This window comes from Pseudomonas frederiksbergensis (assembly GCF_035751725.1).
In the GTDB taxonomy this organism is placed as follows: Bacteria; Pseudomonadota; Gammaproteobacteria; order Pseudomonadales; family Pseudomonadaceae; genus Aquipseudomonas; species Aquipseudomonas frederiksbergensis_A.
In genome coordinates, this window is sequence record NZ_CP142104.1 from 3,957,302 (window position 1) to 3,971,053 (window position 13,752).

The 13,752-nt window shown below is 60.7% G+C and carries 9 protein-coding genes and 1 other RNA gene; 2 read left to right on the forward strand and 8 right to left on the reverse strand.

What is annotated here, in order from left to right; genetic code table 11:
* Positions 1-60 precede the first annotated feature (60 nt).
* On the forward strand, positions 61-828 hold the full coding sequence (locus tag VQ575_RS17590; RefSeq protein WP_039589044.1) for a substrate-binding periplasmic protein: 768 nt from the start codon (positions 61-63) through the stop codon (positions 826-828).
* On the opposite strand, the gene VQ575_RS17595 is transcribed toward VQ575_RS17590, so the two are convergent.
* A complete protein-coding gene (locus VQ575_RS17595; RefSeq protein WP_039589043.1) occupies positions 780-2,522 on the reverse strand; it encodes a putative bifunctional diguanylate cyclase/phosphodiesterase in 1,743 nt (580 codons plus the stop codon). The two genes, VQ575_RS17590 and VQ575_RS17595, sit on opposite strands and share 49 nt — an antisense overlap.
* A 339-nt stretch (positions 2,523-2,861) precedes the next feature.
* Between VQ575_RS17595 and VQ575_RS17600 the strand changes: the two genes are divergently transcribed.
* Positions 2,862-3,176: a helix-turn-helix domain-containing protein gene (locus VQ575_RS17600; RefSeq protein WP_039589042.1), complete on the forward strand. Its 315-nt coding sequence runs from the start codon at positions 2,862-2,864 to the stop codon at positions 3,174-3,176.
* A 64-nt stretch (positions 3,177-3,240) separates the two neighbouring features.
* Here the strand turns inward: VQ575_RS17600 and VQ575_RS17605 are convergent, their stop codons facing one another.
* The 7 genes from VQ575_RS17605 to VQ575_RS17635 all read right to left on the reverse strand — a co-directional run bounded on the left by VQ575_RS17605 (position 3,241) and on the right by VQ575_RS17635 (position 13,487).
* The gene (locus VQ575_RS17605) at positions 3,241-3,894 is read right to left on the reverse strand and encodes a Pr6Pr family membrane protein (protein WP_325918115.1); all 654 of its coding nucleotides are present in this window, start codon (positions 3,892-3,894) and stop codon (positions 3,241-3,243) included.
* A gap of 267 nt (positions 3,895-4,161) precedes the next feature.
* Positions 4,162-4,258: signal recognition particle sRNA small type (gene ffs / locus VQ575_RS17610), an RNA gene on the reverse strand.
* A gap of 182 nt (positions 4,259-4,440) precedes the next feature.
* A complete protein-coding gene (locus VQ575_RS17615) occupies positions 4,441-5,601 on the reverse strand; it encodes a zinc-binding metallopeptidase family protein (RefSeq protein WP_039589041.1) in 1,161 nt (386 codons plus the stop codon).
* A gap of 130 nt (positions 5,602-5,731) precedes the next feature.
* Positions 5,732-8,089 (reverse strand): NAD-dependent DNA ligase LigA, encoded by a 2,358-nt coding sequence (gene ligA, locus VQ575_RS17620; RefSeq protein WP_039589040.1) that lies wholly within the window; start codon positions 8,087-8,089, stop codon positions 5,732-5,734.
* 145 nt (positions 8,090-8,234) lie between these two features.
* Entirely contained in the window at positions 8,235-9,080 is an 846-nt protein-coding gene (gene zipA / locus VQ575_RS17625) for a cell division protein ZipA (protein ID WP_039589039.1), read from the reverse strand.
* 257 nt (positions 9,081-9,337) lie between these two features.
* The gene (smc, locus tag VQ575_RS17630; protein WP_198723080.1) at positions 9,338-12,826 is read right to left on the reverse strand and encodes a chromosome segregation protein SMC; all 3,489 of its coding nucleotides are present in this window, start codon (positions 12,824-12,826) and stop codon (positions 9,338-9,340) included.
* Position 12,827: 1 nt separating this feature from the next.
* Positions 12,828-13,487, reverse strand: coding sequence for a GntR family transcriptional regulator (locus tag VQ575_RS17635; protein ID WP_198723079.1), 660 nt, complete (start codon positions 13,485-13,487; stop codon positions 12,828-12,830).
* Positions 13,488-13,752 lie beyond the last annotated feature (265 nt).

Here is a 13,752-nt window from a genome sequence, read left to right on the forward strand (position 1 = left end):
TGACTAAGCTTTGTTGGAAAGCTCGGTTGTCGACACGCTTTTGTTCAGTCAGGAGAGTTTATGCGCTTGGCCATGGGGGCTTTGCTGTTATTGGGAACGGGATGTTTCGCTGATGAGGCCCCCTTGCGTTTCGCCATCGCCGATGGCTGGGCCATGCCCATGGTGCAGATCGATAGAGACCGCCCGACCCAGGGCATCCTGCCGGACATCATGACCAGCCTGGCGACGCAGGTGGGCATGCCGGCGCAATTCCATATCCTGGCCCGCGCAAGGCTGGACAGCGCCATGGAGCATGGCGAAATAGACCTGCGCTGTTACGTCTCGCCTGATTGGGTAAAGGATAAAGGCGGGGATTATCTATGGAGTGTCCCGCTATTCTTCCAGCGCGATGTGCTCGTCGGTTCGGCCAGCGCTCCCGCCCGCATAACGCCACGGGCGCTCACGCAACAGTCCATTGGTACCGTGCTCAGCTACAGCTATCCCACCCTGCAGCCATTGTTCGACAGCGGCCACCTGCGGCGTGACGATGCGCGTAGCCAGGATCAAGTGTTGGCAAAACTGTTGGCCGGGCGCTATCGCTATGCGGTCAGTAATCAATGGGCGCTGGACTGGTTCAACCAGCGTCACAGCGCTGACCGACAGCTACATGAAGTCGCCGTCCTCCAGGAACAGCGACTGAGCTGCTATGTGCGCAATGATCCGAAGATTCCGGCACAGCGCATCCTGCGCACCTTGTTGAACATGAAAATGTCCGGGGAAATCGACGCGATCATCCAGCTCTATACCGGCCGCTCCGAAGGGTCGCAGGCCGACGTCGCGTCTCCGTGACTTCCAGGCAGGGCCTGCCATTGCGGTGGCGGGACAAAGCTCTTCGCCCAGCCGGGCACCTGGCCGGCCGGCATGGGCCGGGCGATGAAATACCCTTGGGCCACCTCGCAGCCCAGGCGCAGCAGCAACTGACCGTGCTCGAGGCTGTCCAGGCCCTCCGCGACCACCTGGCGACCAAATGCCCGGGCCAAGCCGATCACCGCCTTGGTCAACGCCAGGTCATCCCGGTCTTGAAGAATATCGCGCACGAATGTCTTGTCGATTTTGATGGTTTGCGTACGCAAGTGCTTGAGGTCGTTGAGCGAACAATGGCCCGTGCCGAATCCACCCAGGGAGAACGCTACCCCCAAGGCTTGGCAGGCCTGGAGGCAGGCGCTGACCTGGGCGAGATTTTCCACCGCGACCGACTCGACAATCTGCAGGTCGAGCATGCGCGGGGACACCGCCGGATGCCGTTCCAACATTGCCTGCAACCGCTCGACGAAATCCGCCCGCTGGAAGTGCCGCGCCGATATGTTGATGCTCACCGGCCACCCCTGCCCCACACGTTGCCATTGCTGTAGCTGGGTCAGCACCTGCTCCATGACCCATTCGCCCACCTCGACAATCAGGTCGGTCTCTTCCACCAACGGCAGGAACTCACGCGGCGGCACCAGCCCACGCTGCGGGTGTTTCCAACGCAACAACGCCTCGAGACCTACCACTGCACCATTGCGCATGTTGACCTTGGGCTGGAAATGCAGCCGCAGCTCATTGTCAGCCAGGGCTTGGCGGACCCGCTCAACGGTCTGGTAGGTGGCCCGCACCTCTTTGTCCCTGGACACATCGAACAGATGGAAACGATTGCGACCGCTCTGCTTGGCCACATACATCGCCTGGTCGGCGTGGCGCAGCAACGTATCGGCGTCCTCGTTATCCCAGGGAAACAGGGTGACACCGACGCTGGCGAAAACATTGATGCTCTTGCCGTCGATGACGTAAGGCATGGAGACCGCGACCAGCACCCGGTTCAATGCCGCGTGCAGCTCGTCCATGCCATGCACATGACGCAACACCAGCACAAACTCATCCCCGGCCAGTCGAGCGACAACGTCCTCGCCGCGCACAATGCTGCGCAACCGCCTGGCGACCTCTATCAGCAATCGATCACCGCTGGCGTGGCCATAACCATCGTTGACTGCCTTGAAACCGTCCAGGTCGAGCATGCACACGGCGAGGGGCAGGTTTTCCACCTGGGAAAATTCAAGCGCCTGGTCCAGCAGGTCGGACAAGTAGGTGCGATTGGGCAACCCCGTGAGCACGTCATGACCGACACGCCATTGCAGTGAATGCAGCAGGCGACGTTTTTCGCTGACATCGAAACGGATCGCCAGATAACGCTCGACGCGCCCCGTGGTTTCGTCGGCTACCGGCACCAGCGTGGTATCGACCCAATGCAGCGTACCGTCCTTGGCCCGATTGCAGATTTCACCCTTCCAGACTTTTCCCACGGCGATAGTCCGCCACATGGCACTGAAGAACTCACCGGGATGCTGGCCGGAATTGAGGAGCCGGTGGCTCTCCCCCAGCAGCTCATCGCGCGGGTAGCCAAACAGCTCGCAAAACTGATCGTTGACGTACGTGATACGCCCGTTCAAGTCGGTTTCGGAAAAAATGGCGGCGGCGTCGACAGCCCTGCGGTACTTCTTATCCATCGAAGCAGTCATCCATGAGTCAGGCTCGTTTGTCGCGCGCGGTTGCACCGCCCCCCGGACGGGCGAAAATCAACTAGGCTCAAATACCTTGAGAAAGCTGGAGTACGGACGCTGGCGGTGCGGCCTGAACCCTCCTAGCCCCGCCTTGTGTCACTGCGAAAAGAAGCACGAGCCCCGGCCTACCCACACGCCCGGCTTCCAAAGCAGAACACCAAACTCCCGTACCAAAGGCCGATTCTACGAAACACATCACATTTTGCAAAGCAAGGTGATGGAACGCGCGGTTGCCTAATGCGAAAATCTATCGTTAAGTTCTTGATTCTGAATGGGAATTAAGCGATGCAAATTTCAAGTCTGGGTCCAGCCATCAGACGCTACCGCAAAGTAGCGGGGCTGACTCAGGCTGAACTTGGCGAAAAGACCGGTTTTGACCCGAAAACCATCAGCCGCTTCGAAACCGGTACCTACACTCCCAGCGTCGAAGCATTGCTCCTGCTTGCCAACGTACTGGACGTCCAGCCCAAGGTTTTTTTCGCAGACATGGGCGACGAAGACGAGCAACGGGCGTACCTGTTCAGCGTCATCCACAAAGCCACCCCGAAAGACCTCGGGAAGCTGATTGCGGCGGTCGACCAGGCGCTGGCCAAGCCTTGATGCGATGTGAAACGGGCGATGCCTGGCAGATCGCAAGCGTTGCCGGGCTGGCAGTCCAAACCGATCAACCCTTGCCTCTCGCCCGATCCACGGCCACGACCACCCAAGACACCAGCAAAAAACCCACCAGCACCATCAACGCATTAGTCAGGGTCTGCGGATAACCCAATCGATCCACTTCGATGAAGGGATAAGGATAGGAGCCGACCCAGCGGCCGCGTATCAGGATGTAAATGAAATAGACCAAGGGGTAGATCAGCCACGGCCACACACTGCTCCAGCGCAAGATTCCCTTTGGCACGCAGAACCACCAATAGATGACAAACAGGATAGGCATCACGTCGTGCAGCAACTCATCGGCCACCCATTGCAAACCCTGGGGATTCCAGGTGTGACGCAGCAGCAGGTTGTAGGCCAGGCAGACCAATACGATGGCGGCAACCACCCCGCCCTGTACGGACGGCCGAAGGAAGAAGCGCCGCAACGGCGAATCGCCTGAGGTAGCAGCGAACGTCAGCACCACCGCTACCAAAATATTGGTCAGCACCGTGAAATAACTGAAAAAGACATCCACTCCCCCCAGCAAACTCCTCCCATCCTGCCAGCGCGAAGCCAGGATCAGATAAAGCTGGAGAAACAATGCCAACCTTCCGAGCGCCGCAGCGAACTTGACCGCGATGCCGCTTGCGCCTTGCGTTGATACTCTGTCTTCGCTCATGAGCTTGCCCCTGGCTGCGCGCCCCTGCGACTGCAAAGCCCCATGGATTGGGTACTCGATCAACAGGTGCCTGACGCACACGAACGTAGGAAAAAGGGGCATCCGGCTCTACTGTCAGATCTGACAGTCCCGATCAACGGTAGGAAAACGCGTGAGCGCACGACACTTGGACAGCAGGGAACATTGACCGAACCCGGCGCAAAAAAAGAAATCATGGAGAATTTTGGCAGACCTTGCGAACGAAGGCCTGGAGCGTTATGGAGGCAACCCCACCAGCCACACCCCGGCACACAATGTTCCCGCTGTGGCTGCTTCCTTCCGGATCTGACCAGGTTCACGGGTAATCGTTGCGGGGGGACCGATGGGGTCACCATAACGACGCCCGCCTGACGGCGAGCCGCGCCATTGTACCTATCTGACAAGAAGTTACAACCGTTCGTGTCATATTGAAAAAACCGAAGATGTTCAAGCACTTGCTGTGGGAGCAAAGCCTGCTCGCAAAGGCGTCGGCACATTCGATAGGATGCCGGCTTCCATCCATAGGACCTACAACAACACCTCATCCGCCCGACCGCCCTCCTCCTGGATCACCAGATGGATGAAATGCAATTTGGTGATCACCGCCGCCGGTACGACGAACGGGTAGAAATCCGGCTGACCCATGCTGCGGGACAATTCGTTGAGCATGCCGGCCAGCTCGATCCACGCATTGACGAACGAAAGGAAGGCCGCGCCGCCTGCGTGTTCGGCATCGTACAAGGTCTCGGGGGGGAACGGCTGGTAGTCGAAATCCATTTCCCGCGCACTCATGCCGAAGCCCAACGCGGTGTCGACGGCGTCCATCATGTGCAGGTAATGGGCCCAGGTTTCGGCCCAGTCTTCCCAGGGATGCATGGTGGCGTAGGCGCTCACGTAGCGGCTTTGCCAATCCAGCGGCGCGCCTTGTTGGTAATGCCGCTCCAAAGCCTCGGAATAACTGGCACGCTCATCGCCGAACAGCGTGCGAAACGGCTCCAGCCAATGGCTGTCGGCAATCAACCGATCCCAATAATAATGGCCGACCTCGTGACGAAAATGCCCGAGCAACGTGCGATACGGCTCGTGCATCTGCTGGCGCACGTGCTCGCGATGAGCATCGTCGGCTTCCTTGATGTCGAGGGTGACAAGGCCGCTGGCGTGCCCGGTCGTCGGCGGTTTTCCGTCGGGATCGACGCCGATGAAGTCGAAGGCCAGGCCGATGTTGTCGTCGGCGGTCTTCGGGATGACCGGCAGGCCGAGGGTAATAAGTTGTGCCACGAGACGACGCTTGGCGGTTTCGACCTTGCACCAGCGTTCAGGGTTTTCCGGGATCGACAGGTCGGGAATCGTGCGGTTCAGGCTGCAGGCGATGCACAGCGTGTCTTGCCCGCTGGCTGGCAGCAGCCAGTTGCAGGCCGCGGGGGTATCGAGATTGGCGCAGCGACGGAACAGTCCGGCCTGCGGGTCGACATCCAAGGTCCAGGTACCAGGCTGCTCGCCGGGTTGCAGGGACGACAGGCGACTCTGCTCCGGCTGATAGCCCAGCGCCGCCAGGCAGGCCAGGCATTGGCTGTTGCGAAAGAACAGCGACTGACCGCAACGACACGGCCAGATCTTACTGTTACGTGATCGATCGCCCAGAAACGGCGCGGCGATGCGTGAGCTCAGTTGTTCGAAGAAGCGGTACATGGCGATCTCTCCCTGGAGCCTGCAAGACTAGATCGCCTTACGTTCATGATCGTTCCAAATCACTGGGTCATGACGCCGATAAACCGTGGCGAGGGTACAAGCTCCCTCGCCACAAATAAGCCGAGGACCCTCAGAGCGCGACGCCATGCCCTGTCAGGAATTCGACAAAGGCTTGTTCATCGAGCACCTTGAGCCCCAGCTCGTTGGCCTTGGTCAATTTCGAACCGGCACCCGGCCCAGCGACCACGCAGTGGGTCTTCGCCGACACGGAACCGGCGACCTTGGCTCCCAGGCTTTCCAGCTTGTCCTTGGCGACATCGCGACTCATCAGCTCCAGCGAACCGGTCAGGACCCAGGTGTGCCCCGCTTCAGGCAATCCCTCGACGACTTTTTTCTCGCTCTGCCAGTGCATGCCGAAATCCCGCAGTTGCTGCTCAGCGGCCAAGGCCTGCTCGCGATTGGCGGCGATGGCGAAGAACTCGCGCACAGCGTTGGCCTGTTTTTCCGGCAGCGCTTGGCGCATGTCCAGCCAATCGGCATCCATGACCGCTTCGAGTGAGCCGAACTTGTCCGCCAGCTTTTGCGCACCGCCCGGCCCGACCGACGGAATGTGCAGCTTGTCGAGGAAGCCGCCCAGGGTGGTGCTGGCGGAGAATTCCGCGCTCAGCTCGCCCTGATCCTGAATCTGCAGGCCATGGCGCAGCAAATCCTTGATCACCTGGCGATTGTGCGGGTCTTCGAAGAAGCTGTGGATCTCATGGGCGACTTCGAGGCCGACATCCGGAAGGTACGTCAGCACGTGCGGCAACGCCGCCTGCACACGCTCCAGCGAACCGAGGGAACGGGCCAGGACCTTGGCGGTTTCCTCGCCTACATCTGGAATGCCCAACGCATAGATAAAGCGCGCCAGGCTCGGCTTCTTGCTGTCGACAATCGCTGCCAGCAGATTCCTGCTCGACAGCTCGGCGAAGCCTTCCAGGTCGACCACCTGCTCGAACGTCAGCGCATACAGGTCCGCCGGAGAACCCACCAGGCCCTCATCCACCAATTGCTCGACGCTCTTCTCGCCGAGGCCTTCGATATCCATGGCCCGGCGCGAGACAAAATGAATGATCGCCTGCTTGAGTTGCGCGCCACAGGCCAGGCGGCCGACGCAGCGGTACACCGCACCTTCGCTGACGGTTTCGCGGCCCTTGCTGCGCTTGATCAGCTGCGTGCGTTCAACGTGAGAACCGCACACCGGACACTGCTGTGGCACCTCCACCGGACGAGCATTGTCCGGACGCCGCTCGGTAACGACCTGCACCACCTGCGGAATCACATCGCCGGCGCGGCGAATGATCACCGTGTCGCCGATCATCAGGCCCAGGCGCGCCACCTCGTCCATATTGTGCAGCGTAGCGTTGGCCACGGTCACGCCAGCTACCTTCACCGGCTTGAGCCGCGCCACGGGCGTGACAGCGCCGGTACGGCCGACCTGGAACTCGACGTCCAGCAACTCGGTGAGTTCTTCACTGGCGGGGAATTTGTGGGCGATAGCCCAGCGCGGCTCCCGTGCGCGGAAACCCAGTTCACGCTGTGACGCAATGCTGTTGACCTTGAACACCACGCCGTCGATTTCATAGGGCAGCGAATCGCGCCGCTCGCCGATGTCACGGTAGTAATCCAGGCATTCGTCGATGCCGTGGGCCAGCTTCAGCTCCCGGCTGATGGGCATGCCCCAGGCCTTGAGTTGCTTGAGATTGCCGATGTGAGTATCGGCGATGTCCGAGGTCACCTGGCCGATGCCATAGCAGCAGAACTCCAGGGGGCGGTTGGCGGTGATCCGCGAGTCCAACTGGCGCAGGCTGCCCGCGGCGGCGTTGCGCGGGTTGGCGAAGGTCTTGCCGCCCGCTTCCAGCTGGGTGGCATTCAAGCGTTCGAAACCGGCCTTGGACATGTACACCTCGCCGCGCACTTCCAGCAACGGGGGCCAGCCGCTGCCCTGCAGCTTGAGGGGGATATTGCGTACGGTTCGCACGTTGACGCTGATGTCCTCCCCCGTGGTGCCGTCACCCCGCGTGGCACCGCGCACCAGCATGCCGTCCTGATACAACAGGCTGACCGCCAGGCCATCGAGCTTCGGCTCGCAGCTGTATTCCACCGCCGCACCACCACCCAGCAAGTCGCCCATGGGCAAGTCGAGGCCTTCGGTCACACGCCGGTCGAACTCGCGCATGGTGGTTTCGTCGAAGGCGTTGCCGAGGCTGAGCATCGGGATTTCGTGACGCACCTGGCTGAACGCCGAAAGAGCCACGCTGCCAACCCGCTGGGTCGGCGAGTCGCTGGTGACCAATTCCGGGTGCTGCTCTTCGAGGGCCTTGAGTTCGTGGAACAGCCGGTCGTACTCGGCGTCCGGGATGCTTGGTTCGTCGAGGACGTGGTAGCGATAGTTATGCTGATCCAGCTCGGTGCGCAGCTCTAGGATGCGGGTTTCGACGGCGTTCATGGTGTTCTCTCATAAAGCAAAAGAGCAGCCTGGGCTGCTCATTTTTTAAACCATCGGCAAGTCCTGGCTGGACCGACCGACTGCAGAACCTGTGGCGAGGGATTTATCCCCGCGCCACAAAAGCTCCCTAGCCCACAGCCCGGCTTCAGCGCTTCTGGGTCAGCGCACGGCGCTCGAACTCGACGATGCGCTGGCGGTAGTGCTCGATGGTCTGGGCGGTCAGCACGCTGCGCTGGTCGTCCTTCAGCTCGCCGTTGAGCTCCTGGGACAACTTGCGAGCCGCGGCCACCATCACGTCGAAAGCCTGCTTGGGATGGCGCGGGCCCGGCAGCCCGAGGAAGAAACTCACCGCCGGCGTGCTGAAATGATCGATGTCGTCGAGATCGAACACGCCAGGCTTGACGGCATTGGCCATGGAGAACAGCACCTCGCCGTTGCCGGCCATGCTCTCGTGACGGTGGAAAATGTCCATCTCGCCAAAACGCAGGCCGCTTTCCAGGATGTTCTGCAGCAACGCAGGGCCCTTGAAGCCGGACGGGTCGCGGCAGATCACGCTGATCACCAGCACTTCTTCGGCCTGGGCCTGGTCCTTGTCGCCGCCGGACGGCTTGCTCTCGTCCGGGAAGTCGTCGTCACGACTGTTGAAGCTCGGGCCGCCATCCAGGTCGAGGTTCAGGTTCAAATCCCCCTGGGACGGCTCGCTGTTGCGCTTGCCTCGCTTGGAGCCCGACTCCCGTGGCTCGCGGGCAGGCGCGCTCATGGACGGCAAATCGTGTTCGTCCAGCTGCGGCTCCTTGTGGGTGTCCAGCACCCGGGGCGGACCCAACAGCTCGGCGTTATCGTCCTCATCGGGCAGGTTCGACAGGCTGCGATCCAGGCGAAACTTGAGTTTGCCCTTGCCGCCGCGCATGCGACGCCAGCCGTCGAAAAGAATACCGGCAATGACAATGATGCCGATGACGATCAGCCACTCGCGCAGACCGATTTCCATGTAATCCCGTGCCTCTATAAAAATGCTGAAAAATAAGGGGCTTAGCTATTTGCAAACCGCTTTAAAACGTGGCGCCAACTCTATGTTCTGAATGGCGTTTTGCCCACGCATACGAAAAATTGACATTAAACTAGCACGACCAAAGATAACTTTACACCGTCTGTCGCATAGGCTTGTGCCAATCTGTGAAATGTCCGGCAAGCGCAGAGGGTAAAAAAGTCCTACAGCGCCTCGCGCAAACTCCTACTGCTGGCGTTTTAAGCATCCACCATCGCCATGGCCTCTTCCACATCCACTGCCACCAGTCGCGAACAGCCCGGCTCATGCATCGTCACGCCCATCAACTGATCGGCCATTTCCATGGCGATCTTGTTGTGGGTGATATAGATGAACTGCACCGTTTCGGACATCTCCTTCACCAGCCGTGCGTAACGGCCTACGTTGGCGTCGTCCAATGGTGCATCGACTTCGTCGAGCATGCAGAACGGCGCCGGGTTCAATTTGAAAATCGCAAAGACCAAAGCCAGCGCGGTCAAGGCTTTTTCGCCACCGGAGAGCAAATGGATGGTGCTGTTCTTCTTGCCAGGAGGACGCGCCATGATTGTCACCCCTGTATCGAGTAGATCTTCGCCCGTCAGTTCCAAGTAGGCGCTGCCGCCACCGAAAACTTTTGGAAAAAGGGCCTGCAAACCACCGTTGATCTGATCAAAGGTATCCTTGAAACGGTTGCGGGTTTCCTTGTCGATCTTGCGAATGACATTTTCCAGGGTCTCCAGCGCTTCCACCAGATCATCGTTTTGGGCGTCCAGGTAACGCTTGCGCTCGGACTGTTGCTGGTACTCATCGATGGCCGCCAGGTTGATCGCTCCCAGGCGCTGGATGCGCTGGGCAATGCGCTCGAGTTCTTCCTCGGCGTCTTTCTCGTTGGCGCCCGCCACCAGGGTGGCGAGAACACCATCGAGGTCGTAGCCATCCTCCAGCAATTGGTCCTGCAAGGCCTTGCGGCGCACCGTCAGGGCTTGCCATTCCATGCGCTGTTGTTCCATCTGGCCGCGGATCAGTTGCGATTGCTGCTCGGCCTGGCTACGACGTTTTTCGGCGTCGCGCAGTTCACGGTCAGCGTCCTCCAACGCGATCTGCGCGGTCTTGAGTTCTTCATCGACGCTCATACGCTTGTCGAGCAACTCTTCGAGCTTGAGGCGCAGCTCTTCCAGCGGTGCCTCGCCCTCCTCCAGATTGAGGCTCAATTGTTCGCGCTTTTCGGTGAGGCGCTCGGACTGCATTTCCAGCCGTTCCAAGGCCTGGCGCGTGGAATCGTGCTGGGCCTTGAGCGAGCCCAGGCGTACCGCCAACTGATGGGCATGATCCTTGTGCTGGCGCGCTTCCTGGCGCACCCGGTCCAGGCGCTCTCGAAGGCTGTCGCGTTGGGCCAGCAGCAATTCACGTTGCTCGGTATCCAGCGCCATTGCGTCGAGGGCTTCCTGCAGTTGCAGGCGCGCCTCGCCGATCTGTTCGTGCTCCAACGCCCGCTGCTCGCCCAACTCGGCGATTTCTTCGTCGAGACGGGTCCGACGCAGGGCCAATTGTTCAACCTTGGCCTTGCCGGCCGACAGCTGCGCCTTGAGTTCGCCCTGCTGGCGCGCTTCATCTTGCAACAGCCGACGCAGATGCTCACGGCCGTTTTCCTGTTGACGCTGTTGAGCCCGCAGGTTCTGCAATTCGGTTTCCAAGGCTTCGACGCTGGCCTCACGTTCCTCGCGCTCGGCGCCCAGGCGCTGGATTTCCTGGCCGCGCGCGAGCATGCCGCTCTCGGCTTCGCCAGCCCGGCGCACCCGCAGGAAATGCCGTCCCACCCAATACCCATCACGGCTGATCAGGCTTTCGCCGGACGCCAATTGCCCGCGCAAGGCCAAGGCTTGCTCAAGGCTGTCCACCGGCTTGACCTGTCCCAGCCAGGGCGACAGGTCAACCCGGGCTTCGACTTTGTCCAACAGACTGCCCGGCACCCGCACGCCATCGCCGGCCGGGCTGAGCAGGCGCAGATCGCCCTGGCTGAAGCCCGACAGGTCGAAGCCGGCGAAATCATCGACCAGCACCGCTTGCAAGTCGGCGCCCAGCACGGTTTCTACCGCCAGCTCCCAACCGGCATCGACCTTCAGGCCTTCGGCCAGGCGCGGACGCTCGGCAAGGTGCTGATCGCGCAACCATTCGGCGGTGCCGGTGCCTGGGTCCAACGCGGCCTGTTGCAAGGCTTCCAGCGAGGCCAGGCGCCCGTTGAGCCGCTGTAATTCGCCCTGGGCCTGCTGCTGGTTCTGCAAGGCCAGTTGCAAGGCCTGGCGCAGTTGCTCAAGGCGTTCGACCTGAGCGTCTTCACTGGCCTGCAAATCTTCGAGCGTGGCTTCGCTGGTGGCGAGCTGCTCGCTCAGTTCCAGGATCGCGGCGTCTTCCGGGTCCGCCGCAAGCAACGCCCGCTCTTCGGACAAGCGACGCTGGCGCTCGGCGAGGCGCTCCATGCTGGTTTCCAATTGCTGGATGCGCGATTGCTGGACTTCAGCCTGACGCCGCGGTTCGGCCGAGGTCAGGTTGAAATTGTCCCACTGCTCCTGCCAGCCATGCATGCTCAGCTCGGCTTCTTCCAGGGCCGCAGCAGCCTCTTCGGCGGCGGCACTGGTGAGTTCCTGCTCCGGCGTGAGCCGTTCCAGTTCTTCGCCAAGCGTTAGCAGCAACGTGCGGTCGTGGCCCAGGTGCGATTCGGTTTCCAGGCGTGCGCGCTCGGCCTCCTTCAAGTCGTCCTGCAACTGGCGCAAGCGTTGCTGGCCATGCTGGATGCTCTGCTCGACCCGGGCGATGTCGCCACCCACGGAGTAAAAGCGCCCCTGCACCAGATTAAAGCGCTCGGACAGGTCATGGTGCCCATCGCGCAGGCGCTCGATGGCGGCATCGGCGTTGCGCTGCTCGGCCACCAGCGCTTCGAAGCTGACTTCCTGGTTGCCGATGATCGCCTCGCGCTGGCCGACCTGTTCGTTCAGCGCCTGCCAGCGCAGGGCCGACAGCTGGGCCTTGAGCTGGCGCTCCTCGCCCTTGTATTCCTGATATTTCTTTGCCGCCTCGGCCTGACGGTGCAAGCGTTCGAGCTGGCGTTCGAGTTCTTCGCGAAGGTCGGTCAGGCGCGCGAGGTTTTCATGGGTACGGCGGATACGGTTCTCGGTCTCGCGCCGGCGCTCCTTGTATTTGGAAATGCCGGCGGCTTCTTCGATAAAGTTGCGCAAGTCTTCAGGCTTGGCCTCGATCAGCTTGGAAATCATGCCCTGTTCGATGATCGAGTAGCTGCGCGGCCCCAGGCCAGTACCGAGGAAGATGTCGGTAATATCCCGCCGACGGCACTTGGTGCCGTTGAGGAAATAGCTGTTCTGGCTGTCGCGGGTCACTTTGCGGCGAATGGATATTTCCGCGTAGGCTGCGTACTCGCCAACCAGCGTGCCGTCGGAGTTGTCGAAGACCAGCTCGATGCTCGCCTGGCTCACTGGCTTGCGACTGGTGGAGCCGTTGAAGATGACGTCGGTCATCGACTCGCCACGGAGGTTTTTCGCCGAGCTTTCGCCCATCACCCAGCGCACGGCGTCGATGATGTTCGATTTGCCGCAGCCATTGGGCCCTACCACCGCCGCCATGTTGCTGGGGAAGTTCACCGTCGTCGGGTCGACGAAGGATTTGAACCCCGCCAGCTTGATGCATTTGAGCCGCACGTCAGGCCGCCGTCAGCGCCGAGACCACAAGATCGCAACTGCGCTGGGCGTATGCCGTGAGCACGATGCGGATCTGTGGCAAATCACGGGCCAGCACGGCGGCGAGCAGGCGCTGGAACAACTCTAGGAACTCGCTCATTTCCGCCTTGCGCTGTTCGAGGGCCAGGAAATAGGCGCGGCTCATGGCCGGCTGCAGGTTCTCGACGGTTTCCTGCAAGTAAGGGTTGTTGGCAAAGGGATAGGCGGCGCGCATCACGCTGAAACTTTCGTCGACGAAGGTACGGATGTCTTGGCGCTCATAGGCGTCGTTGAGGCGCTGCTGGATCGCGACGAACGGCGCCATGTCGGCCTGTTCTTTCCAACCATGGGCCACGGCGTTGCCCAGCAGGATGTACAGCTCGCTCATCAATGCACAAAGGCTGCGCACCTTGTGTTCGGTCAGCTCGGTGACGTGCGCACCCCGGCGCGGCAGGATCGCGATCAAGTGGCGTCGCTCCAGGATCAGCAAGGCCTCGCGGACCGAGCCGCGGCTGACGTTGAGCGCCAGCGTGACCTTCTGCTCCTGGATGCGCTCTCCCGGTTTCATTTCGCCGCGAATGATGCGCTCGGCGAGATGATGGGCGATTTGCTCGGCGAGGCTGTCCGGGGCCTTGAACGTCATGGTTGTCCTTCAAACTCTTAGATCTGCACAAGCGGCGCAGTGTAGCGCACTCGATACGTCATGGCGCAGGGCCTGCACCGGGTTTTGGCACGATATAAGCAAAAATCCAGTGGAACGAAGCTTGCTCCTACAGAGTGACCATACTCAATGAATAGGTTGTCAATCGACAAAGCGGATTTTTCTTGACCCTTAAGTCAGAAACTCATTGACCGAAAAGTCAGAACTGCTAAATTCAGCCCACGTCGATACAACAATAATGAATCTG

What these genes read in the sequence shown, in the direction of transcription:
- VQ575_RS17595 (WP_039589043.1), bottom strand. Translation starts at nt 2,522, where the DNA reads ATGGATAAGAAGTACCGCAGGGCTGTCGACGCCGCCGCCATTTTTTCC.
- VQ575_RS17635 (WP_198723079.1), bottom strand. Translation starts at nt 13,487, where the DNA reads ATGACGTTCAAGGCCCCGGACAGCCTCGCCGAGCAAATCGCCCATCAT.
- zipA (WP_039589039.1), bottom strand. Translation starts at nt 9,080, where the DNA reads ATGGAAATCGGTCTGCGCGAGTGGCTGATCGTCATCGGCATCATTGTC.
- ligA (WP_039589040.1), bottom strand. Translation starts at nt 8,089, where the DNA reads ATGAACGCCGTCGAAACCCGCATCCTAGAGCTGCGCACCGAGCTGGAT.
- VQ575_RS17615 (WP_039589041.1), bottom strand. Translation starts at nt 5,601, where the DNA reads ATGTACCGCTTCTTCGAACAACTGAGCTCACGCATCGCCGCGCCGTTT.
- VQ575_RS17600 (WP_039589042.1), top strand. Translation starts at nt 2,862, where the DNA reads ATGCAAATTTCAAGTCTGGGTCCAGCCATCAGACGCTACCGCAAAGTA.
- VQ575_RS17590 (WP_039589044.1), top strand. Translation starts at nt 61, where the DNA reads ATGCGCTTGGCCATGGGGGCTTTGCTGTTATTGGGAACGGGATGTTTC.
- VQ575_RS17605 (WP_325918115.1), bottom strand. Translation starts at nt 3,894, where the DNA reads ATGAGCGAAGACAGAGTATCAACGCAAGGCGCAAGCGGCATCGCGGTC.